Origin of the sequence: Lentibacillus sp. CBA3610 (assembly GCF_013373365.1) — a bacterium.
Lineage (GTDB): Bacteria > Bacillota > Bacilli > Bacillales > Amphibacillaceae > Lentibacillus.
Genome location: NZ_CP035925.1, coordinates 3,153,079 through 3,174,934 on the forward strand (window position 1 = coordinate 3,153,079; position 21,856 = coordinate 3,174,934).

The 21,856-nt window shown below is 41.9% G+C and carries 18 protein-coding genes and 1 pseudogene; 9 read left to right on the forward strand and 10 right to left on the reverse strand.

From position 1 onward, the window contains the following. Nucleotides 1-13 precede the first annotated feature (13 nt). On the reverse strand, nucleotides 14-1,909 hold the full coding sequence (locus tag Len3610_RS15490; RefSeq protein WP_176449710.1) for a PrkA family serine protein kinase: 1,896 nt from the start codon (nucleotides 1,907-1,909) through the stop codon (nucleotides 14-16). Nucleotides 1,910-2,260: 351 nt separating this feature from the next. On the opposite strand from Len3610_RS15490, the gene Len3610_RS15495 reads away from it, so the two are divergent. Together Len3610_RS15495 and Len3610_RS15500 are read left to right on the forward strand one after the other, a co-directional pair. Continuing rightward, the gene (locus Len3610_RS15495; protein WP_176448748.1) at nucleotides 2,261-3,892 is read left to right on the forward strand and encodes an acetolactate synthase large subunit; all 1,632 of its coding nucleotides are present in this window, start codon (nucleotides 2,261-2,263) and stop codon (nucleotides 3,890-3,892) included. 28 nt (nucleotides 3,893-3,920) lie between these two features. After that, a complete protein-coding gene (locus Len3610_RS15500; protein WP_176448749.1) occupies nucleotides 3,921-5,345 on the forward strand; it encodes an aldehyde dehydrogenase family protein in 1,425 nt (474 codons plus the stop codon). Nucleotides 5,346-5,393: 48 nt separating this feature from the next. Here Len3610_RS15500 and Len3610_RS15505 read toward each other — a convergent pair whose 3' ends face one another. The 3 genes from Len3610_RS15505 to Len3610_RS15515 form a co-directional block, all read right to left on the reverse strand. Next, complete coding sequence (locus Len3610_RS15505; RefSeq protein WP_176448750.1) at nucleotides 5,394-5,681, reverse strand: hypothetical protein; 288 nt, start codon at nucleotides 5,679-5,681, stop codon at nucleotides 5,394-5,396. A gap of 30 nt (nucleotides 5,682-5,711) precedes the next feature. Beyond that, complete coding sequence (locus tag Len3610_RS15510) at nucleotides 5,712-6,872, reverse strand: TraB/GumN family protein (protein ID WP_176448751.1); 1,161 nt, start codon at nucleotides 6,870-6,872, stop codon at nucleotides 5,712-5,714. Nucleotides 6,873-7,021: 149 nt separating this feature from the next. Continuing rightward, nucleotides 7,022-7,633 carry a YpjP family protein gene (locus Len3610_RS15515; protein ID WP_255259656.1) on the reverse strand — a complete coding sequence of 204 codons (612 nt, stop codon included), beginning with the start codon at nucleotides 7,631-7,633 and terminating at the stop codon, nucleotides 7,022-7,024. A gap of 288 nt (nucleotides 7,634-7,921) precedes the next feature. Between Len3610_RS15515 and Len3610_RS15520 the strand changes: the two genes are divergently transcribed. Beyond that, on the forward strand, nucleotides 7,922-8,281 hold the full coding sequence (locus Len3610_RS15520; protein WP_176448752.1) for a Lin0512 family protein: 360 nt from the start codon (nucleotides 7,922-7,924) through the stop codon (nucleotides 8,279-8,281). 204 nt (nucleotides 8,282-8,485) lie between these two features. Here Len3610_RS15520 and dacB read toward each other — a convergent pair whose 3' ends face one another. Then, nucleotides 8,486-10,027, reverse strand: coding sequence for a D-alanyl-D-alanine carboxypeptidase/D-alanyl-D-alanine endopeptidase (gene dacB, locus Len3610_RS15525; RefSeq protein ID WP_176449712.1), 1,542 nt, complete (start codon nucleotides 10,025-10,027; stop codon nucleotides 8,486-8,488). A gap of 357 nt (nucleotides 10,028-10,384) precedes the next feature. After that, complete coding sequence (locus tag Len3610_RS15530) at nucleotides 10,385-10,861, reverse strand: small multi-drug export protein (RefSeq protein WP_176448753.1); 477 nt, start codon at nucleotides 10,859-10,861, stop codon at nucleotides 10,385-10,387. Between the two features lie 86 nt (nucleotides 10,862-10,947). Between Len3610_RS15530 and Len3610_RS15535 the strand changes: the two genes are divergently transcribed. Beyond that, complete coding sequence (locus tag Len3610_RS15535; RefSeq protein ID WP_176448754.1) at nucleotides 10,948-11,544, forward strand: TetR/AcrR family transcriptional regulator; 597 nt, start codon at nucleotides 10,948-10,950, stop codon at nucleotides 11,542-11,544. Between the two features lie 399 nt (nucleotides 11,545-11,943). Here Len3610_RS15535 and betA read toward each other — a convergent pair whose 3' ends face one another. Together betA and betB are read right to left on the reverse strand one after the other, a co-directional pair. After that, complete coding sequence (gene betA / locus Len3610_RS15540; protein ID WP_176448755.1) at nucleotides 11,944-13,629, reverse strand: choline dehydrogenase; 1,686 nt, start codon at nucleotides 13,627-13,629, stop codon at nucleotides 11,944-11,946. 600 nt (nucleotides 13,630-14,229) lie between these two features. Continuing rightward, nucleotides 14,230-15,688: pseudogene (betB, locus tag Len3610_RS15545) on the reverse strand (betaine-aldehyde dehydrogenase). A gap of 562 nt (nucleotides 15,689-16,250) precedes the next feature. On the opposite strand from betB, the gene Len3610_RS21250 reads away from it, so the two are divergent. Together Len3610_RS21250 and Len3610_RS21255 are read left to right on the forward strand one after the other, a co-directional pair. Further along, a complete protein-coding gene (locus Len3610_RS21250; RefSeq protein ID WP_255259918.1) occupies nucleotides 16,251-16,622 on the forward strand; it encodes a glycine betaine ABC transporter substrate-binding protein in 372 nt (123 codons plus the stop codon). 98 nt (nucleotides 16,623-16,720) lie between these two features. Beyond that, nucleotides 16,721-16,969, forward strand: coding sequence for a glycine betaine ABC transporter substrate-binding protein (locus Len3610_RS21255; protein ID WP_255259657.1), 249 nt, complete (start codon nucleotides 16,721-16,723; stop codon nucleotides 16,967-16,969). A gap of 1,108 nt (nucleotides 16,970-18,077) precedes the next feature. Here the strand turns inward: Len3610_RS21255 and Len3610_RS15555 are convergent. Continuing rightward, complete coding sequence (locus Len3610_RS15555) at nucleotides 18,078-19,406, reverse strand: S8 family peptidase (RefSeq protein ID WP_176448756.1); 1,329 nt, start codon at nucleotides 19,404-19,406, stop codon at nucleotides 18,078-18,080. A gap of 166 nt (nucleotides 19,407-19,572) precedes the next feature. Here Len3610_RS15555 and Len3610_RS15560 point away from each other — a divergent pair, with 166 nt between their 5' ends. Then, nucleotides 19,573-20,118 carry a GNAT family N-acetyltransferase gene (locus Len3610_RS15560; protein ID WP_176448757.1) on the forward strand — a complete coding sequence of 182 codons (546 nt, stop codon included), beginning with the start codon at nucleotides 19,573-19,575 and terminating at the stop codon, nucleotides 20,116-20,118. A 34-nt stretch (nucleotides 20,119-20,152) separates the two neighbouring features. On the opposite strand, the gene Len3610_RS15565 is transcribed toward Len3610_RS15560, so the two are convergent. Then, entirely contained in the window at nucleotides 20,153-20,449 is a 297-nt protein-coding gene (locus Len3610_RS15565; RefSeq protein ID WP_176448758.1) for a 4a-hydroxytetrahydrobiopterin dehydratase, read from the reverse strand. A gap of 186 nt (nucleotides 20,450-20,635) precedes the next feature. Between Len3610_RS15565 and Len3610_RS15570 the strand changes: the two genes are divergently transcribed. Both Len3610_RS15570 and Len3610_RS15575 read left to right on the forward strand, forming a co-directional pair. Then, nucleotides 20,636-21,232, forward strand: a complete 597-nt coding sequence (locus Len3610_RS15570; protein WP_176448759.1) for a hypothetical protein — start codon at nucleotides 20,636-20,638, stop codon at nucleotides 21,230-21,232. 102 nt (nucleotides 21,233-21,334) lie between these two features. Further along, on the forward strand, nucleotides 21,335-21,709 hold the full coding sequence (locus Len3610_RS15575; protein WP_176448760.1) for a DoxX family protein: 375 nt from the start codon (nucleotides 21,335-21,337) through the stop codon (nucleotides 21,707-21,709). The last annotated feature ends 147 nt before the right edge of the window (nucleotides 21,710-21,856 follow it).

The window sequence follows — 21,856 nt, forward strand, 5'->3', positions numbered from 1 at the left end:
TCGTTACAAACCATCACCGGTTCAACAGACTGCCGACATACCGCAGCAGTTCATTGGCCGACACTGAATTGTAGCCATAATCATCAATCAGACGGGCGATGACTTCATTAATTTTCTTCAGTTGTGATTCATCCGGCGTTTGGGAAGTTGTTGTAATTTTGACGACATCTTTCAAATCGGCAAACAGTTTTTGCTGGATTGCTTCCCGTAAACGCTCATGGGAGCTATAATCGAATCGCTTTCCTTTTCGGGCATAGGCGGAAATACGGATTAGAATTTCCTCTCTGAATGCTTTTTTCGCATTTTCCGAGATGCCAATCTGTTCTTCAATTGAACGCATCAACTTCTCATCCGGATTCATTTCTTCACCCGTCAGCGGATCGTGAAGCTTCGTTTTATTACAATATGCCTCCACATTGTCCAAATAATTATCCAAGAGTGTTTTAGCTGATTCTTCGTATGAGTACACAAACGCTTTCTGTACTTCTTTCTTGGCAATGTCATCATATTCGCGTCTGGCAACGGCAATATAATTCAAATAATGTTCTTTATCTTCCTCTGAAATGGATGGATGCTGCTCGAGCCCCTCCTTTAGCGAACGCAGAACATCCAGTGCATTGATTGACGAAACGTCTTTACGGATGATTGTTGAAGAGATCCGGTTGATAACATAACGCGGATCAATCCCGCGCATCCCTTCATCCGGGTATTCTTTCCTTAATTCTTCAACATCCACCTGGTTATAGCCTTCAACACTGTCACCATCATAAAGCCGCATCTTTTTCACAAGATCGACACTTTGTTTTTTCGATTCTTCAAGCCGTGTCAAAACCGAAAAGATGGCAGCAACCCTCAGGGCATGTGGCGCAATATGCACATGCGCCATATCACTTTCATTAATCATTTTTTGATAGATGCGTTCTTCTTCAGACACTTTCAAATTATACGGAATCGGCATGACGATAATCCGTGACTGCAGTGCTTCGTTTTTCTGGTTGGCAATAAACGATCTATACTCCGCTTCGTTCGTGTGCGCAACAATTAGCTCATCGGCACTTATAAGGGCGAACCTGCCTGCTTTAAAATTGCCTTCCTGGGTGAGCGACAATAGATGCCACAAAAACTTCTCATCACATTTCAGCATTTCCTGAAATTCCATCATACCGCGATTTGCCTTGTTCAATTCACCATCAAAACGGTATGCGCGCGGGTCCGACTCCGATCCATATTCGGCAATCGTTGAAAAATCAATACTGCCGGTCAAATCGGCGATATCCTGCGACTTCGGATCGGATGGGCTGAAAGTGCCAATCCCGGTGCGCTTATCCTCGGACAGAAAGATGCGCTCCACCATGACATCTTCAATCCGCCCATCATATTCTGTTTCCAGCCGCATGGCATTTAATGGTGAGAGACTTCCCTCAATGCGAATACCATACTCGTCGTAAAAATCCTCACGCAAATGCTGCGGAATCAGGTGAAGCGGATCCTCATGCATTGGACAGCCTTTAATCGCATAAACCGCACCTTCATCTGTCCGTGAATATTCTTCAAGCCCACGCTTCAGCATCGTGACAATTGTTGACTTCCCGCCACTAACCGGACCCATCAGCAAAAGGATGCGTTTCCTTACATCAAGTCGTTTGGCGGCAGGATGAAAATATTCCTCCACCAGGTTTTCAATCGTCTCTTCCAGACCAAATATCTCTTCACCAAAAAAATCATACATTTTCCTTCCGTCTTTTTCTTGCAAACCGGAACTTTTGATCATATTGTAAACACGTGAATGCGCTGTCTGCGCAACTTCGGGACGCTGTTTGACAATCTCCAGATACTCCGCGAAAGTCCCTTCCCACTTGAGCCGCTGTTCTTCCTCACGATGATGTTTTACCTTGTTGAGAATATCCATTTCATTCCTCCATCCAGGGAACGGTTCATCACGCATAAATGAGCCAGCCGAACAAACATCGCCACATTCGGGCGACAATGCCTGCTCCAGCACGTCTTTAACGCGAACCCCCAATGATTGAAGTTTCATTTTATACAGCCTATGCACACGAGTTCATGAAGATGCCGGCAGGACTGGAATCAAAAAATTTTTTTATCCAACGGGAAGTTTCATTTTTCCCCGTATTTAATGGTCCGCCAAACGACGGTGGCTAACTGCCCCTAAACGTTCGGTAAGTTTCACTTTACGTTCATAATTCTGCATTTTTGGCAAAAGCTAACACAAGTAAATCTTAAAAAGGATGGGTCGAACATGAATGTAGCAGAATTATTCGTCAAATGTCTTGAACAGGAAGGCGTTGAATACGTGTTTGGTGTTCCGGGAGAGGAAAACATTGACCTTCTGGATGCCATTGCTGATTCTGAGATTGAATTTATCGTTACACGTCACGAAACAAGTGCTGCTTTTATGGCTGGTACATACGGGAGGCTGGCAGGAAAACCCGGCGTCTGTCTGGCTACATTGGGACCAGGAGCAACAAACTTGATGACCGGGGTTGCCAACGCGAATATGGATCATGCACCACTTGTTGCCATCACCGGTCAGGCTGGACTGGACCGGCAGCACAAAACCTCCCACCAATATTATGATCTTATTAATATGTATGAACCGGTTACCAAGTGGAATGCACAGATCAAATCAGCCAAAATCACACCGGAAGTTGTCCGCAAAGCTTTCCAGGTTGCGGGTCAGGAGAAATGGGGCGCAACACATATTGACTTGCCGGAAGATATAGCCGGCATGGATGTTGAGGCGGCAACACCGCTTAAAACGAATGAACGTCCACATACAATGGCCAGTCAAAGTATAATTGAACAAGCCGCCCATATGATTGAAAAGGCCGAACACCCGCTTATCCTTGTCGGTAATGGTGTTAACCGGCAACATGCTGAGAATGAATTGCAAGCGTTTATCGAAAAAATGCAAATACCGGCTGTCCACTCATTCATGGGTAAAGGGTCCGTTTCATGGGAAAACGACTTGAGTCTTCTGACAGCCGGTATAAGCGGAAATGATTACATCACATGCGGCTTTAACGGTGCTGATTTAATTATGACCATCGGATTTGATATGGCCGAATATCCGCCGAAAAACTGGAATCGCCAAAACCATCCAATCATCCATATTGACACCGAAGAGGCTGAGACGGATGCCAATTATCCGGTTGCATTTAACGTTTTAGGGGACATCCCGGCAAACCTTAAGCAGCTTACTGAAAAAATCAGCCCGCAAAAACGTGATATCGATTGGGTAGCTAATGTGAGAGAACAAGCCCTGAATGAGCTGAAGGAATTTGAAGATGATTCCCATTTTCCAATCAAGCCGCAAAAGATTATTTCTGATTTACGACATGTGCTCAATGAATCGGATATCGCCATATCAGATGTCGGCGCCCATAAAATGTGGATGGCCAGGATGTATCATGCCCATGAGCCAAATACGTGCCTGATTTCCAATGGACTCGCCTCAATGGGGGTTGCCGTCCCAAGCGCGATTGCAGCTAAAATGGTTCATCCGGAACGAAATGTTGTGGCTGTTTGTGGCGATGGTTCATTTCAAATGACCGGTGCTGAATTGGAAACAGCCATACGCCTCAACCTGCCGATCATTGTTCTGATGTGGCGGGATGATGGCTATGGACTAATTGAATGGCATCAATTAAAACATTTTGACCGGTCATCCTATATCAAATTTGGCAACCCCGACTATCAACAGCTTGCAGCATCATACGGGTTTGAGCCTATGAAAATTACCAGTACTGACGAATTAAAACCGGCATTGGAAAAAGCCGTTTCCATGAATAAACCGGTGTTCATTGATTGCCCGGTTGACTACAGTGAAAACATGAAATTAACCGAGAAACTTGGCGACATCATCTGCTAAAACCCTGGGAAAAAAAGGAGGAGACGACATGATCGGTTCAATTATTGATGGTCAGGACTTCAATGCCAGCGACAATTCGCTGCACGTTACAAATCCTTATAATGGAGAGGCGATTGCAGAAATTGCTTTAGCATCCGATGAAGAATTCGAAAAAGCTGTCACGAGCGCGTACGAAACATTCCATCAGACCATGAAAGATATGCCGGCACACGAGCGATCGGATATCTTGCGGAAAACCGCTGATTTAATGGAAGAAAATACAGAAGAATTTGCTCAAACGATTATGGAAGAGGCGGGCAAACCGATTCATTTCAGCCGCGGTGAAGTGCAGCGTGCCATTCAGGTTCTCCGTTTCGCTTCCGAGGAGGCAAAACATATAACCGGCGAAGTTATTCCAATGGATGCTGCCATCGATGGAGATGGGCGCCTCGGGCTTGTTAAACGATTTCCGCTCGGTGTCGTTGCTGCGATCACGCCGTTTAATTTTCCATTGAATTTGTCACTGCATAAAATTGCACCGGCCATCGCAGCAGGCAACACGGTTATTTTTAAACCGGCTGAAAAAACACCTGTTTCGGCCTATAAACTGGCCAAACTGTTTCATGAAGCCGGACTGCCTGGTGGCGTGCTGAATTTGCTTATGGGAACCGGTGAAATCGGTGAAGGGCTTGTCACACATGATAAAGTGCATAAAATATCCTTTACCGGAAGTTTGCCGGTCGGAAAGTCAATCAAAGAATCAGCCGGCTTTAAAAAAGTGACACTTGAACTGGGCTCCAACTCACCAAACATCATATTTAATGATGCCAATATTAATGAAGCCGCCAAGATGCTTGTCAAAGGTGCCTTTTCCTTTTCCGGACAAGTATGCATTTCGGCACAGCGCGTTTATGTACAAAAAGACGTCTATGAGCCTTTCCTTAAAGAGTACATTAAACAAACAGAAGAATTGACGATTGGCGATCCCGCTGATGAAGATACGAACATTGGCCCAATGATCTCTGAAGACGAGGCCAAACGTGCCAAACAATGGATTGATGATGCAACTGAAAATGGCGCCATTATTGAAGCTGGCGGTGAACGGGACGGAACCATTTTACAACCAACCATTATGACGAATGTTGAAAGCAACATGAAAATAATTGCCGATGAAGTTTTTGCACCGATTGTCTCGGTTATTCCATTCGATACTGAGGAAGATGTTATCGCTTATTCCAATGATTCGATTTATGGTCTGCAGGCAGGTGTGTTTACGAAAAATCTGGACAGGGCACTGAGAGTAGCGGATCAGCTTGAGATGGGCGGTGTCTGGATTAACGAAATTTCAACATACCGGCAGGATAACCATCCATATGGCGGTGTGAAACAAAGTGGTATAGGCAGAGAAGGCGTCAAATATGCCGTGGAAGACATGACCGAACCGAAATTCATTGGATTTAAACTGAAAGAATAACAAATTTCAATTAGCAGCAGGCTTCTGATAATAAGAGCCTGCTGCTTATTACTGTTTCTTAATAATCTCCTTGAATACTTTAATAAAGTCCTCCGGCGAATCCTTTACCGTATAAACCATTACGCCTTTGCTTGTATGCAAATACAAAAGACCTCCCTTACCATCAACTTGGCGGTATGACATGTCCCAGACTTTTTCAATCGGAAATTCATGGTGCTTGCTGGCAATTCGATCTTCATACATATACAGAATGCGATCGTCTTCAATATAGCTTTTGCCGACACTCGTCATTTCCCGTTCCACTTTGATATATGGCTGTTTAGCAATCAGCGTCATTGAGATTCCCTCCAATAAAGTTCTGCTAAACTAAAGATTTTCCAAAAACACCCGGATAACGTCAGCCCCGCCAATAAATGTACCTAATGAACTTCCAATGTTTGCCAAAACAACAATCAGGAGAATGCGTGTCACTTTGTTATGCCAGAATCCCTTCACACTATGAACATCCTCGGATAATTCCTCAAAATCACTTACATGCGGTTTACGAATCAAGGCCTGGACAATACCGGCAAACCAGCCTGCCGCAATCAAGGGATTCAATGATGATATTGGGGCCGCGAGAAAAGCTGTTAATATCGTCAATGGATGTCCTAAAGCAATGGCTGTCCCAATGGCCGACAGACTTCCATTCCATAAAATCCAGCTGACCGTTTGCTGCCATCCTGCCGCAGGATTTGTAAAGAATGTATAAGCGATAATGGAGATGATTAAAATCGGGATTGCCCAGGCAATGATTTTGGGTGCCTTTGATTTAGGCGGCCGTTTATTGAGCTGATTTAAGTCATGCTCTTTTCTGATTTCATTTGTAATACCCGGGACATGTGCCGCACCAAGCACCGCAACAACTTTATCGCCCGGTGCTTGTCTGATTTTTTGGGAAAGATATTGGTCTCGTTCATCGATCAATGGTTTTTTCAACCTTGGAAAATGCTCGGTGAACTCTTCCAGCATACTATCCAGCATATCTTTTGATTTGAGTTTTTCCAATTCCTCTTCCGAAATCGTTTCCTTGCTGAAAATACTGCCAATCACCTGCATAAGCAGCATCGCTTTTCCTTTAAAACCAAGATTCCCCCAGATGCGGGAAAAAGTAATCTGGATATTACGGTCGGCCAGCACCAGCTCTGCATCAATCTTTTTCGATGACTCAATCCCCTGAATCATTTCCTGTCCCGGATTGATACCGAACTGTTTAGCCATGCGTTTCTGGAATGAAGAAATGGCCAGATTCATCAGCAATAGCGTCGCTTTTTTCTCCTTTATAACCTGGAATATGTCCATGTTTTTCCATTTGTTGCCTTCTGTAACGTACCGCTGTTTATCCAATTCGACACAAACAGCATCCGGCTGTTCCGCTTCTATCACTTCTTTGACCTGTTCGGCACTATTTTTGGACACATGTGCCGTACCAATCAATATATACTCTTTATGATCCAGATGGATTCGCATAATATTCTCTTCGGACATGTCATAAACTCCTGTCAAAAACACTTTTATCATGTTACACAAACACTATTATAGCCTGTCTCAAAATTTATGCCAAACAAGAAAGCGGCTTAAGATAGATACCTCTAATCAACAAACAAAAAACCCGGTGCAAGACCAGGTCTCCCTTATCAAGCCATCCACTTCGGCGGAATGTTCTTATCCCAGTAAATTTCGCCGATGTCATGGTGCTTCTCAAAGCCGTCACTGCTTACGTGATAGTGAAAATTGAACCAGTATCCTTCCGCGGGACGTTTCTCACGTCTGACGTCAAATCTGGCAATATCTTTCCCATTCCGTTCGTCATAAATATTAAAAATGCGTTCACCAAATCCCTGTGACGGCTGCTCCGTGATGCTGTAATACTGAAAATCTTCCGTAGCTGTCTCTTTCAGAATGTGATGAAGTGCTTCTTCTATTTTCGGCAAAATATCTTCCTGCAATTCATCCTCCACTTTGTTTGCAATACGCGGCCCCATTTTAAGCATTGCCTGTTCTGTTGCCTTCTCACTTAGTACCAGCATTGGATCAAATACCGGGAGTTCAACATGGAATTCAGGCAAGTCTGCGGTCTGTATTGCTGGTTCATCACTCTCCGTTACATCTGTTTTGGAATCAGCATCTACTTCTTCTTTCTTTTGTTCTGCTTCAGCATCTGCATCAAATTCCGGGATATATAACCCTAACGTAATAACGGCGATAATCGCTACAAAAATCTTCTGCATCCAAAGCTTCATCGTCATTATTCCCTTCTTGTTCTTCTACTGAAATTTTATCACTTATCAGATAAATATGCTATATGATTTAGGATATTTAACGGAAGTGAAACACGATTTACATAATTTTGCCGTCTGTAATCACCTTTTTCTGATTTAGCTTCATTTTCTGCTAAGCATAGCTTCCCTTCAACTAAATTCTACTATTTTGAGCTGACGTATCAACTACCAGTGTTTTCATGATTTCGAATGTTTTAGCGATAACTTATACGGGAAACGCTTTTATAACTAATCGTGTCAAAGGAGCAGTTAATCATGGAAAAGATTCTTTTCATCCAAACAGGAAGTGGAATAGACGTTCATGGCCAAAACATCACAAAAGCTTCCGTTCGTGCCGTTGAAGATGCGATTTTAGCTAATTCAATGCCCGGAATTGAAAATAGTCTCCCGAATGGTAAGATTGAAAATATGAAGGTGAATGTCCGATTGGCCGTACCGCTTGATCGTGATCAATTGAATATTGAACAAGTCAAAGGTGCCATCCCATACGGATCTGTTACAACTGATGTGACAGATGGCGGAATGGCCACTTCGAGCGGAATTATGCTGGATGAGAAAGATGACGAAAATGATTTAATGTACATTGTTAATGCTGCAGTTGAAGTGGGTTATTAATGAATACCCCAGTCCCTCCTAGCCCTTCTTCCAATTAAGAAGGGCTTTCTGCATTTCGGGAAGTATTTTTTTCAAAAATACTTCCTTGTGTAACTGCAATCGAAAGTTTTGTGGAAAAGGGGGCATGGAAATATCGACAATTTTGTGGAATTTATGTTGGAAAAATTAGTGAGGAATCCCGAAACCAGAATTCCTCCTTGTTTATTAAAATTCATGCCCTGCCAATGTTGTTGCGATGGCATCCTCAATTTCTGTATCCGAGCTTCCCAAATAGTTATTAAACATGATGGAAAACACAAGTTCTCTTCCGTCTTGTGAGCTTACGTACCCTGAAAGTGCTGAAACCCCTGTCAATGAGCCAGTCTTGGCGACGACATTTCCTTCTGCAGGAGCCTCTGTCATCCTGTATCTAAGTGTACCGCCAACGAAGCGTTCCTCTGCACCTGCGACAGGCAAGGAGTTTTCAAATGCCGGAAACCAGCTTTCATCTTTGGCAGCCGTTAAAAATGCTGTTAGCTCATTTGCAGGAATCATGTTTTTATGCGACATTCCTGATCCGTCACGTAACAGTATCGTATCACTGTCCAATCCAAAATCTGTTATGACATCTTCAATGACATCAATCCCTGCATCCCAACTTCCTTCATCATGCAACACTCTGCCCATTTCTTTCGTTAAAATTTCACCATGACCATTATTGCTCAGCTTCATGAATGGGATAAAAAGTTCTTCCAACGGCATAGATTTCCTGGAAGTAAGAACGGTAGCATCTTCAGGTGCCATCACACCCGTTTTGACATCGCTATTACCGATGAATCTCACTCCATTTTCCTCGAGTGATTTTTTGAAAACATCAAGGGCATATCCAGTCGGCTCCCAAACCGACACCCAAGACCTGGACATCGTACCATCCACTGGAATCGTTCCTTCAACGACAATTTCATTTGTTCCATGCTCACGCTCAATTGATATATCCTTGCTCTCTCCGGCAGCAACTGTCTCCGTATTATTAATGATTGTGACATAATCAGTTGCTGGGGTAACCGTAACACCCGCTTCATTACCAGTTTCATCGGCAGGATGAGCTTCAACAATCACGGTGCCCGCATCATAATCTTCATTCGGTGACAGCGTTAAAGCTGACACTTGTGCACCCGTGTAATACGGCTCGTCCGACCAGTTCAAATCAAGAGACAGGCGCACATCATCGTACCAGGTGTCATCACCGACCAGGTCGCCATGAATATTTTTAATACCCCTTTTTTTTAAGTCTGCTGCAAATTGATCAAGGTCCTCCTTCATTAGTGTCGGATCACCTTTTCCTTTCAAATACAAATCCCCATGAAGAACTTTCCCTCGCACATCACCATCCGTCAGCAATTCAGTTGAAAATTGATACTCCGGCCCTAGTGTTTCCATCGCTGCTGCACCGGACAGCAACTTCATGTTTGAGGCTGGGTGAAGACGCTGATCGCCATTACGTTCATACAAAAGATCCCCGCCATCCGCTTCTCGGACACTCACACTCATACTTGTGCCGTCCAGACTATTATGATTCAGAATCGCATCAAGCTTGTCTGCCAGTTCTTCATGTGCATCTGCTGTTTGTATTTCTTCTGATTCATCAGACCTTTCTGCCGGTTCTTTGGATGCTGTTACGAAAGATTGCTCCTGATTAGCAAATGGCAGAAACACAACCATTGCCAACAAGAAAAATAGAAACAATTTCTTCCCGTAATCTTTCATAATCACGTTATCATCACACCCTTTATTATTTTAAATACTTTAATTGTAACAAAATTCATCGACAGTTTGGCCAATTTTTAGAAAAGTCATTCTTTTAACCTATGGATGAAGTAAATTTTAGGAAGAACGAATCAGATAGCGAAAAGAAGGTATCAAGCAGGACTGGAAAAACTATTTGAAGAAACGAGTGCTAACGAAATAATCATCAACTCGCAAATCTATGACCATAAAAGTCCACGTTTTATAACCAATCAACAATGACAAAATGTGGTGCTTGATACAAATCCCCTGAGATTATGCAAATAATTCATATTTTAGTGAAGAGTTGTTTTAACAAAGCTTTTCTTTTATAATTCACTATAAATCCATTAATGATGAAACGAATCCTTCTGCCATTACAGATAATGTTGCCATTACGACTGCAAGCGTACTAACTCCCAAAATCGTCCAAATAAACACTTGACTTCTTGAGGCCCCAAGAGTCGTCATTGTACCAGCACCAACCTGGCTACTAAACAAAATAGATGATAAAAAGCACACTCCGGTTGCTCCAAAACGATCGAAAGTTCTTTTTATTCGAGGATTAATTCCCATGGGCGTTTTTTCTCTCCTGCGAACTTTATTATATATGGTGTTAAAAAGTTTGTTGATTTCAGCACCAAAAAACATAAAAAGAAGGACACTCATTGCATTCCCGAGAATGGCTACGATTAATACTGCAAAAGGCGGAAAATTGAAAACGATGATTGCCGTTGGAACAGTTAAAAAAACTTCAAGGAAAGGAATCATACTTACAAAAAAAATAAAGATACACTGAAGAAAAACGTTTTCCATATAAGTACCTGCCTTTTTCCTAATTAAGTCAATTGACTTAGAAAGATTATAATACAACTGACTTAAAAAATCAAGGGAGTTATAATATGCCAAAAAAAATAGATCATGCTGAAAGAAAAGATCAAATTGTAGAAGCAGCGTTTCGCATCATTCATTATTATGGTTTCGAAAAAACGACATTACGCGTAATTGCCAAAGAAGCAAAATTATCTTTAGGTTCTGTTCAACATTTTTTTCCAAAACAAAAAGATATATATATGTACGCAATGGACGTTATCTATAAAAGATTTGAGGAGAGAATGAAAAAGGTAGAACAGGCAGATCAGGGGGTTTTTGAAAACGCGGTTCGTATGATAAAACAGATTGTTCAAGTTAATACAGAAGAAGAAAGAATTGAAAATGATATATGGGTGAAATTTTCCTTAATGGCAACTATGAACTCGGACTACCAGGGATCAAAGAACGAATTTCGAGAAATAAACCTTAATTTTGCAAAGGATATCTTAAGGATGCTTCATAATAATGGGTATATTCAAAATCCCATAAATATTGAGGACAGCGCAAATTCCTTAATTATATTCATCCACGGTTTAGTATTTGAATCTGTCATTTATGCCAATTTATACAACGATCAAGTTGTTGAAAAAGAGGTCAGAGAATATTTACAAAGGATCAATAACTAAAAGATGATCTACTGTGAACCTCTCCACCTAAATCCGAGATTTTGATGGAGCATCCCTTATCTTGAATAAACCACAAAACCCAGCTGTGTAACCCCTTACAGAATTACTGCGCCGAATGAAGGGCAATTAACGAAGACAAGGTCTGTTGTGTCTTTTTGACAATTCAGGAATTGTCCCTCCATTGCTCTTATCAAACCGTCGGCAAAGAATAAAACCTCTACCCAGAGTCATTCACCGGGTAGAGATTTTATTTTTCAATTTTCTACTGATCAGAAGGTATCCTTTTGCTTACCTTATTATATAGTTTTATTCAAAGCTTGTCCCAGCCACTGCCTACAATGATATGATAACATCTTTTCTCAGCCTGATTTTTCTATTGGGGAACAAGCTTATATTCTCTTACTTCTTAACTGTGCCTGTCTCCGTTGGATGTACGCCATGACGGTAATAGTCCTTATACTCAGGCTTCATTGGTTTTTGTCCACGGATGATGTCGGCAGCTTTTTCTGCCAGCATTAACACCGGTGCATGAATATTTCCATTCGTCGTATGCGGCATAGCAGACGCATCCACAACCCGTACGTTGTCCAAGCCATGAACCTTCATGGTCAGCGGATCGACGACAGCCATCGGATCAGTTGCAGGACCCATTTTTGCCGTACAGGATGGATGGAGTGCCGTTTCCGCGTCATTCGCTACCCATTCCAGTATTTCCTCATCTGTTTGAACAGAAGGACCAGGTGAAATTTCACCTGTACTGTAAGGCGCTAACGCTGGCTGAGAAAGGATCTCCCGCGAAACGCGTATTGCTTCAATCCACTCACGCCGATCCTCTTCGGTAGACAGATAGTTAAATATGATACTTGGATGTTGAAAAGGATCACGCGAACGGATCTTCAGGCTTCCTCGGGAGTTGGAGTACATCGGTCCAACATGTACTTGGAATCCATGCTCCGTGTCTGCTTTTTGCCCATCATATCGCACTGCAAGCGGAAGGAAATGGAACATCAAATTCGGGTAATCCACCTCTTCATTCGAACGGGCGAATCCGCCCCCTTCAAAGTGGTTCGATGCTGCCGGGCCAGTACGTCCAAGCAGCCATTGCAAGCCGATCCAAGGCATTTTTGCTTTATTTAAGCTTGGCTGTTCGGAAACAGGCCGCGGACAAGCGTGCTGAATATATACTTCGAGATGATCCTCAAGGTTTTCACCTACACCCGACAAGTCAACGACGGGGTCAATGCCAAGTGAGCGCAGATGGTCTGCGTCTCCTACACCGGACAATTGAAGCAGCTGCGGTGTGTTGAATGCACCACCGGCAAGGATCACTTCACCCGCGTTAACATGATAAGTTTTTCCATTCTTTTGGTATGTCACGCCATTCGCTCGAGTACCATCAAAATTAATAATGGTAACAAAAGCACGCGTCTCGACTGTAAGGTTTTTGCGTCGCATCACAGGTCGCAAATACGCTCCTGAAGCGGAAACCCGCCTTCCGTTATGCACATGGCTGTCGAATGGTCCAAAGCCTTCTTGACGAAAACCATTTACATCGGGTGTTCTCGAGTAACCAGCCTCAACAGCTGCATCGAAAAAGGCTTGAAATAAAGGATTCGTTGCAGGACCGCGCTTTAATTTAACCGGACCATGGTGACCGCGGTACTCATCAGAGGAGTCTGCTCCAAAGGTTGTTTCCAATCGTTTAAAATACGGCAGACAATGCGCATAATCCCACGTTTCCATACCCGGATCAGCTCCCCACCGTTCATAATCCATCGGGTTGCCGCGCTGGTAAATCATGCCGTTGATGGAACTCGATCCCCCGAGTACTTTCCCCCGGGCATGTGCGACACGCCGTCCGTTCATATAAGGCTCAGAATCCGTAGAATAGATCCAGTCATAGAAGCGATTGCCTGACGGGAACATCAAAGCTGCCGGCATTTGAATAAATAGATCCCAAAAATAATCACTGCGCCCCGCTTCCAGAACAAGAACACTGTTTGACTTATCTTGACTTAGACGGTTGCCGAGCACCGAACCCGCACTACCGCCACCAACGATTACATAGTCGTATGTTTGATTCAACTGTAAAACCTCCTTAAAGATTGCTAAATGAAATACAGTGTGCAAAGGAATTTGAAAAGCGTTCATCATAAGCTTCCCTCGTTGTTAACACTGATTGGCAGGATTTTCGTTGTGCTCAGGCGAATCCAGCAATCTTGCAAACTATTTCATCTTCTTCGACTACTGTTTCAATCACTTCTTCATGCTAAGAATGTGTTATGACAGGTCTTGACCAATGAGCATTAACTTTTCCTCATTGATGAACATCTTTCGTCACTTCAACTGTATCATTCATGTTTTATTTTGTTAAATATATTTTTAACATATGAAATAAAATAAATATAACATTGCTTTTTAAACTTGTAAAATCTTGAGGCAGTATTCTATAAAGGACCCCTGAAGAGGTGACGAAACACAGCCTGGAAACTTAATGTAAAAGAGCTCTAAACCTTCCTGTAAAAAAGCTTAGAGCTATTGTTTATAAAGTATTAATTTAACATTACTTTCTCAGGCAACATCTATTCGTTTCAGTATAGAGTCATTATTGAGTACAGATAAGACGTAATAGACCATTTCAGTTAGTAAGACGTATTTCAATGACACGGTTTTCAGAGTTAAAAATTATTTGAACCACTGAATAGCTTCAGGTTGTTTGTTACGGTAAATATGCTTAACTTCGGTATATTCCGCCATACCTTCATGACCAAGTTCACGGCCAATGCCTGATTGCTTATAACCACCCCACGGTGCTTGTGCAAAATAAGGATGGAAGTCATTGATCCAAACGGTACCCAAACGCAGGTGCGCTGCGACAAATTCAGCCTTATCCAGATCTTCTGTCCAGACAGCACCAGCCAAACCATAAATCGTATTGTTTGCTAATTTGACAGCTTCCTCTTTCGATTGAAAGGTTTCTACTGTCAATACCGGTCCGAACACTTCTTCTTGGACAATCCGCATATCACTTGTACAGTTTGTAAAAATAGTGGGTAAATAGAAAAAGCCGTCTTGCAACTCAGGAACATCAGGACGCTGTCCGCCAACAGCTAGTGTGGCTCCTTCTTTTTGACCTATTTCCACATATTGTTCAACTTTCGCACGGTGTTCTTCGGAAATCAGCGGACCACATTGTGTGCTTTCATCGAAGCCATTACCCAATTTGATTCGTTTAGTTCGTTCAACGAGTGCTTCAACAAACGCATCATGAATACTTTCTTCAACTAAAAGCCTGGATCCCGCAGAGCAAACTTGGCCTGCGTGGAAAAATACAGCATTTAACGCCTGATCAACCGCTGTTGTAAAATCAGCATCGGCAAAAACGATATTCGGATTCTTTCCGCCGAGCTCAAGTGCGATTTTTTTTACATTATGACTAGCTGCTTGCATGATTGTTTTTCCTGTCTCAATACCACCGGTAAATGAAATTAAATCAACGTCGCGATTAACAGCTAGTTCTGCACCTGTAGATGCCCCAGGACCAAGTACTAAGTTGGCTGCACCCCTCTGGTATACAACCTCTTCTTATTAGTTTCAAAAGACTTTAAACTTGTGTTAACGTGTAATCTCACTCGTTTCATAACAATGGTGTTACCGCAGCCAAAGCCGGTGCGATCTTCCACGCAGCTTGTAATAAAGGATAATTCCATGGTGTGATTTGACCACAAACACCGACAGGCTCGCGAACGACCTTACTTTCAGTGGCTGGTATCGGGGATTGAATGACGTCACCACCATCTTTATCCGCTAAGCCACCGAAATAAAGAAAAACATTAGCAATGTCCGCCATATCATCACGGCTTTCCTGGACTGTTTTACCTGTATCCCTTGTCTCCAATTCAGCCAGCTCTTGTAAGTCTCGACGAATCAAGGTACCTATTCTGTAAACGAGTTCACCGCGTTCATTGGCAGGCAAAGTGCGCCAGCTGCTTTCGTCAAATGCAAGCCTTGCTGCTCGAATGGCTGCTCGAGTGTCTTTTTCATTTCCTTCTGCAGCAGTTGCAATGATTTCTTGATTATAAGGGTTCACGATATCTCGCGTGTCCCCGGATTGGGCGTTTACCCAATCGCCATTAATAAACATTTTTTGTAAGCTCAAATCATCACTCCTTTGCAATATCTTAATTGTTAAATATATTAAATTAAAATTTAATATTGTTAATAAGATTAGCCTATCAGTACGCTTATTTATTTGTCAAACTTTGAAAAATATAAAATCCTTCCATCGTTGATAAGACAACAATGAGACGGGATGAAATAAATTTTAGGATTTGACAAAACAATTTCTTCCGTTATTCTGTTAAATAGAGTTTTTTTATTAAAAAATTATTTAATTTATTTAACAAAAAGGAGGGGATGAAGGATCCAACGAAACCCGAAAATTAGCTAATAGCACTCCTGGCAAAAGTGTTTTCTTTCTCAGGTAGACGTTTGCCTAAATTATACTAGAAAAGGTGTATGTTATTTAATGCGTTTTTTAGAAAAAGGTCAATTGATTGTATTTACCCGTTTTACTTTTGTCTTGCAGCTTGCGTTCAAATAATGCAAGTGATGAATCGAGCAGTTCAAGTGATGAATCTAATGAAAATAATAGCAAAATCACTATTGGACAGATTAATTGGCCTGAAAATATTGCAGTTACGAATATGTGGAAGGCTATACTGGAGAATGAGGGTTATGACGTGGAATTAACACTTGTTGAAATGGGTCCTCAGATGGCCTCTTTAGCTGAAGGGGATTTAGATATTGCCCCTGAAATTTGGTTACCGGTACAGGATAAGAGTTATTATGAAGAGTATAAAGACAGTGTTGATTTTGCGGAAGACCCTTGGTATGAAAATGGGAAAGTTGGATTGGCCGTTCCGGAATATATGGATGATATAAATAGCATTGAAGATTTAAATGAAAACAAAGATAAATTCAATGGTGAAATAACAGGATTTGAGCCTGGGGCGGGAACAATGATAACAACGGAAGAAATGATCGATGCATACGATCTTGATTATGAGCTGGGGTGAGAGCAGTGAAGCAGCAATGATTGCATCCATTAGGAGTGCAGTGAGCCAAGAGACCTATCGTTGCACCGTTATGGAAACCGCATTATGTGTTTTCTGAAATGGACTTGAAGTTTTTGGATGATCCTGAAAAAAGCTTTGGTGAAACAGAAAAAATTTATATGGCAACCCGTGAAGGATTTGCCTCAGACTATGAGGAAGTAAATAAATGGATGAGAAATTGGAAATTGAGTGACGATCAACTTGGGGAATTAATGATTGATGTCAAAGAGAATGAAGATGATCCTATTAAAGGTGCGCAAAAATGGGTGGAAGAGAATCAGGATACCGTTGATGAATGGATGGAATAAACATAAGGGAAAGAGACGATCTCATGCTGAGAATCGTCTCTTTTCTAAATTAAGGACGTTTTTTGTCAGGAATTCTATTAATATAGCTCTCCGATTTTTGTACAATGAAACTCACTCCAGCAGCCGCCTGCCCTATAGATGCAATTAGATAATCATAACTTGTTTAAGAATTTTTAAATAGCACATTATCTGTATCCGATGTACAGCATTTTGTCCGCACGTATATTACAGTTGGGGCCTTGACACTGTTTGAATTTAGTTGACATCATGTAATTGTTCATTATAAATGGAAAAAACATTAAATTAAATTATAACGAATTAATAGTGAAAGTATATCAATTGCTCTTATTTCCTCGGAAAAGAGGTGCCACAATGGAAGGTAATGGGAATAACTTTAATTATGAAAACGACAAAGAAAAAATCGACCAAGCTGAAATATGATGATAATACAATTTCAGAAACGATGGAACTTTATGGTGTTTACCCTCGGTTGACGTTTGTATGGAATGATGTATTTTAAACATCAGCCAATCACCCTGGATGAAATGAAAGAAGAACTTGGTATGAGTAAACCAAGCATGAGTGACATCTGTTAGAGCTTCAGGATATCAATATCGTTCAAAAAGTATGGCAGAAGGGATCGAGAAAGATTCATTCATAGGTGAGAAATTTTCTTAATTATTTCTCACATTTTTTTGGCATGAATGAAGGAATAAATAATGTATTATATGTTTTTCAACGCTCAAAAACAACTCAACGAAGTGATTGAAAAACAATGAAACAGATGAAACATTACGGAAAGAGCTATACTGGATTACCAACAACTCGATAAACGCCAAGATAATCATTGCTGGAGATCTTACAAATCGCGGAGTATAACTATATACGCGTAGAAGATGAAATGAAAGGATTAGTTAATAAAACGTCGTTTAGATTACCTGAGCTGCTCTCTCTCCAAGCCTCTGCTATCTTAAGCCATGTTATAACCGAATGGCTTTTGGCCACTTTTGATTATAAATAAGCCCGCAGAGATGGTAAATACCAATCCATGGACTGTGGCAGCCTCAAATTTTATACTTTAAAAAAGGCAGGTGTTACCCTGCCCGAGTCATTCCCCGATCGTATTCTCCACGTTCAAATAGCCCGCACCGTACACATTCGGATCCTTATCCGTCCAGACATCAGCTCCATTTTTCAAAAGGTCTTTCAATTCATCAGGAGAAGCATCCGGGTATGCCTGTTTCATTAAAGCAACGGCTCCCGCACAAATTGGCGTTGCCATAGAGGTTCCTGACAGCATGAAATAATCATTTTCAACACGACTTCCGCTTTGTGTTTTATCGAGATACGAATTAGGTGCACGCAGCGAAACAATATCAACACCTGGCGCCAATATATCAGGCTTTACCTTACCATAAACCGTCGGGCCTCTTCCGGAAAATTCAGCCACCGTGTCATCGTCACGAGTTTCGGCAGTGTCCTGATCGTCAAGCGCACCAACTGTAATGACCTGATCACTTACACCTGGACTGGCAATACTCTGTGGTTCCGGCCCCGAGTTTCCGGCGGCAACACACATGACAATGCCCGCTTCCCAAGCTTTTTCAACCACTTTTACCATCGGATCATCATCCTCATTGTTGTAAGAACCGGGGTCACTGCCAAGCGACATACTGATGACATCAATCGGATCATCCGGATTATTTTCATTGTATTGAATACACCACTCGACCCCTCTCATAACGGTTTCCAGTGATCCGGATCCCATCTTATTCAAAACTTTCACACCGATGAGATCCGCCTGATGAGCAGGTGCCCGGTACTGTCCTGAGGAAGCTGCTCCATCCCCCGCTGCGTCGCCTGCACAATGTGTGCCATGACCGTTATCATCATACGGTTCAGTCTGGTCATCGACGAGATCAGCGAACGCTTTAATCCGACCGGACAGATCCTGATGCGGATGAATGCCTGTATCAATAATTGCAATCGATACATTTTCGCCCGTTAACTCCGTATCATTATAAACGATGTCCCGGGCATTGATCGTATCTGTTGCCACGTCCAGCAGTGCATGAACTTTACGGTTCATATACACCCGCTTAATCGAATGGCAACTGGCCAAAAGATCCTCAAGCCCTTTAGGTGTCACATCCACACTGCAGCAGGAAATCCGCGGAAATTCATGGCGGAATTTATGACGTATACCTCTGTCCGTTACTTGCCTGACCTCCGAACAACCCGCGTGATGCTGGCCATGCTCAAATTCTATAACCAGCGGAAGTTTCCTTAACCGTTTAAACGATCCCTCCAGCAATTTATGCAAGAAACAAGGTGTTCGTTTGAATGGACGGTGTAATTTCAGTATTTGATTTCGAAGTTCCTTATCTACTTTATTCGTATTCCCCCGAACCATTTGAATCATTGAATAACTAAACATTATGCCACCACCTTTCACTTTTATGTGTATGAAAGATTAGTGACACAGCAAACGGTACGCGCACATTCGGAAAGAAAACAGGCTAATCGAATAGTTAAAGTTTCACTTGATAAGTACGGCAAATCTGGTAAAATAATGGTCAACTTTTATCAGGGAGGCGCATGCTATGTTTTTATTCGAGATTGACGAAGAAATCGCATTGAAGCATCTGGAGGTTCACGATGCGGCTCCTTTATTCCGGCTGACGGATGAATCAAGGACTACGCTGCGTCCGTGGCTGGCGTGGGTTGACCATACGAAAACAGTTGAAGACTCGAAAACGTTTATTGAATCAGCATTGAAGCAGTTTGCTGACAAAAGGGGGCTTACGACCGGGATTTTATATCATGGCGAGCTTGCCGGTGTTGTCGGTTTTAATCATTTAGACAGGAAGAATAACATTGGCGTAATCGGCTATTGGCTGGGCAGCAAATACGTGGGAAAAGGGATTATGACGCGTGCTGTCAGCGGACTGATTGATTATGCTTTTTATTCACTCGGTTTAAATCGGATCGAAATACGAGCAGCCTCCGCCAATAAACAAAGCCGGGCGATACCAGAAAGGCTGGGGTTTGTACAGGAAGGACAACTAAGACAGACGGAATGGCTTTATAACCATTATGTTGATCATGTCGTATATGGAATGCTGGCGCATGAATGGAGAGAAAAATAGGAGCATGCGGGCTGTATAATGCGCCCGCATGCTCCTATTTTTCTGCCTTTTCATAGAGTTCATCAAAGTGTTTGACCATTTCAAAGTCCAGATCAGTCAGCCCTTTCATTTGCCATGATGATATCTTCATCGTAACGATTTTATAATCAATGGATATGAACGGGTGGTGATTTTTACTTTCTGCATATTCGGCAACCTTACTAACAAAGCGGACACCGTTCAGATAATCCTTGAAACGATAGCGGCGTCCAATCCACTTTTCATCGAGCCGTTTCCAGTCGGGCAGGGTTTCCAATTCCTTTTCAATTTGCTCTTCACTTAAACGTTCCATTTTAATCCTCCATTCATTTATTATGCATCCGTATCTTGTTGTTATCTATAGTTTAACAAATTTTAACGTTATAAACAGCCAATCAACATATTATCCACAAATCATCCACAAAATTTTGGGGATAACTTAATGAATAAATGTAATTTGCCAGCAAAAGCTACCACTAGGAAGGATGGGGATGAATGAATGAGTGAACAACAACTATACGATGAAATTTTAAAGCAAAAAGAACAATTACAAAATCTTCTGCAAGAACACTGGGAGTTATATTCCAGCATGGACACATGGTTTTTCTGGTTTAATCTCGCAACAATTATTATTCCGCTTATCATTCTCTACTTTTTAATAGACAGAAGACGATTGTTTGAAATCTGTTTTTATGGCTACACCGCTCACATATTATGGCTAAATACGGATATTGTATTATCAAATAACAATTATCTTACCCATCCGCACAGCATTTCACACATTCTTCCACAAGGGTTTACGATAACAGCGGTTCTTTTTCCGGTTGTCTTTATGCTGTTGTATCAGTATTGTACCAATAACGAAAAGAACTTCTACCTATATGCTATTATTGTCAGTATCATTTTTGCTTGCGGGGCAGGGGGTATTTCAGGATTTGTTGATCTGCTCAGGATGCATAAGGGCATGAATTTCTTTTATTTAACATTGATTGACATCGTAATTGCCTTTATCGCTTTATGGGCTACAAAACTATTCCAGAGAATAAAACATCGGACGAAACAAACCTCGTTTAACAGGAAGGCCGACGAAAAATAAAGAAACTTAATTCCCGTTTAACGGTCAAGCTCTAAAAAGGTTGTCAAGGTTGTCCGCCAGCCTGCATATGTATTAAATACAATACAATGGAGGTGTTCTCCAATGCGGACGATGAATATGTCAAAATGGATCTGTTATGCGGTTGGTTATGTATTTTTGACTTCCGGGGTTCTCAAGCTTGTCGTCAGTGATTTTAAAGCAACATTTATGAGTCTTGGGCTGCCGTTTCCGGAGACAATGTTGTTTCTGGTTGCCATAACTGAAATAGCCTGCAGTGCGTTCATAATATCCCGTTTGTATGTTAGACAAGCTGCTGCCCCACTTATTCTAATTATGCTTGGTGCTATTTTTCTGACTAAACTGCCGATCCTAATGAATCAGGGGTTTTTGCAATTTGCCTTTGACGCACGTCTTGATATCATCATGCTTATCTTATTACTCCTGCTCTGGCAGCATAGGCCGACTAAACAGCTGTAACACGACGAATATCCACAAAGTTATCCACATATGCACAAATGTTCGCAGTTATTTTGTTATGGAATTAATATTCCGTACTATATATGGATGTTATCTACATTTTATTCACAGATTGTGGATAACCAATGTATAAAAAGCTATCCTTTA

What these genes read in the sequence shown, in the direction of transcription:
- Len3610_RS15565 (WP_176448758.1), bottom strand. Translation starts at nt 20,449, where the DNA reads ATGGAACGTTTAAGTGAAGAGCAAATTGAAAAGGAATTGGAAACCCTG.
- Len3610_RS15500 (WP_176448749.1), top strand. Translation starts at nt 3,921, where the DNA reads ATGATCGGTTCAATTATTGATGGTCAGGACTTCAATGCCAGCGACAAT.
- Len3610_RS15555 (WP_176448756.1), bottom strand. Translation starts at nt 19,406, where the DNA reads ATGTTTAGTTATTCAATGATTCAAATGGTTCGGGGGAATACGAATAAA.
- Len3610_RS15570 (WP_176448759.1), top strand. Translation starts at nt 20,636, where the DNA reads ATGAGTGAACAACAACTATACGATGAAATTTTAAAGCAAAAAGAACAA.
- Len3610_RS15510 (WP_176448751.1), bottom strand. Translation starts at nt 6,872, where the DNA reads ATGTCCGAAGAGAATATTATGCGAATCCATCTGGATCATAAAGAGTAT.
- Len3610_RS15530 (WP_176448753.1), bottom strand. Translation starts at nt 10,861, where the DNA reads ATGGAAAACGTTTTTCTTCAGTGTATCTTTATTTTTTTTGTAAGTATG.
- Len3610_RS15490 (WP_176449710.1), bottom strand. Translation starts at nt 1,909, where the DNA reads ATGGATATTCTCAACAAGGTAAAACATCATCGTGAGGAAGAACAGCGG.
- Len3610_RS15560 (WP_176448757.1), top strand. Translation starts at nt 19,573, where the DNA reads ATGTTTTTATTCGAGATTGACGAAGAAATCGCATTGAAGCATCTGGAG.
- Len3610_RS15505 (WP_176448750.1), bottom strand. Translation starts at nt 5,681, where the DNA reads ATGACGCTGATTGCTAAACAGCCATATATCAAAGTGGAACGGGAAATG.
- Len3610_RS15520 (WP_176448752.1), top strand. Translation starts at nt 7,922, where the DNA reads ATGGAAAAGATTCTTTTCATCCAAACAGGAAGTGGAATAGACGTTCAT.
- Len3610_RS15495 (WP_176448748.1), top strand. Translation starts at nt 2,261, where the DNA reads ATGAATGTAGCAGAATTATTCGTCAAATGTCTTGAACAGGAAGGCGTT.
- Len3610_RS21250 (WP_255259918.1), top strand. Translation starts at nt 16,251, where the DNA reads ATGTGGAAGGCTATACTGGAGAATGAGGGTTATGACGTGGAATTAACA.
- Len3610_RS15515 (WP_255259656.1), bottom strand. Translation starts at nt 7,633, where the DNA reads ATGACGATGAAGCTTTGGATGCAGAAGATTTTTGTAGCGATTATCGCC.
- dacB (WP_176449712.1), bottom strand. Translation starts at nt 10,027, where the DNA reads ATGAAAGATTACGGGAAGAAATTGTTTCTATTTTTCTTGTTGGCAATG.
- Len3610_RS15535 (WP_176448754.1), top strand. Translation starts at nt 10,948, where the DNA reads ATGCCAAAAAAAATAGATCATGCTGAAAGAAAAGATCAAATTGTAGAA.
- Len3610_RS15575 (WP_176448760.1), top strand. Translation starts at nt 21,335, where the DNA reads ATGCGGACGATGAATATGTCAAAATGGATCTGTTATGCGGTTGGTTAT.
- Len3610_RS21255 (WP_255259657.1), top strand. Translation starts at nt 16,721, where the DNA reads ATGGACTTGAAGTTTTTGGATGATCCTGAAAAAAGCTTTGGTGAAACA.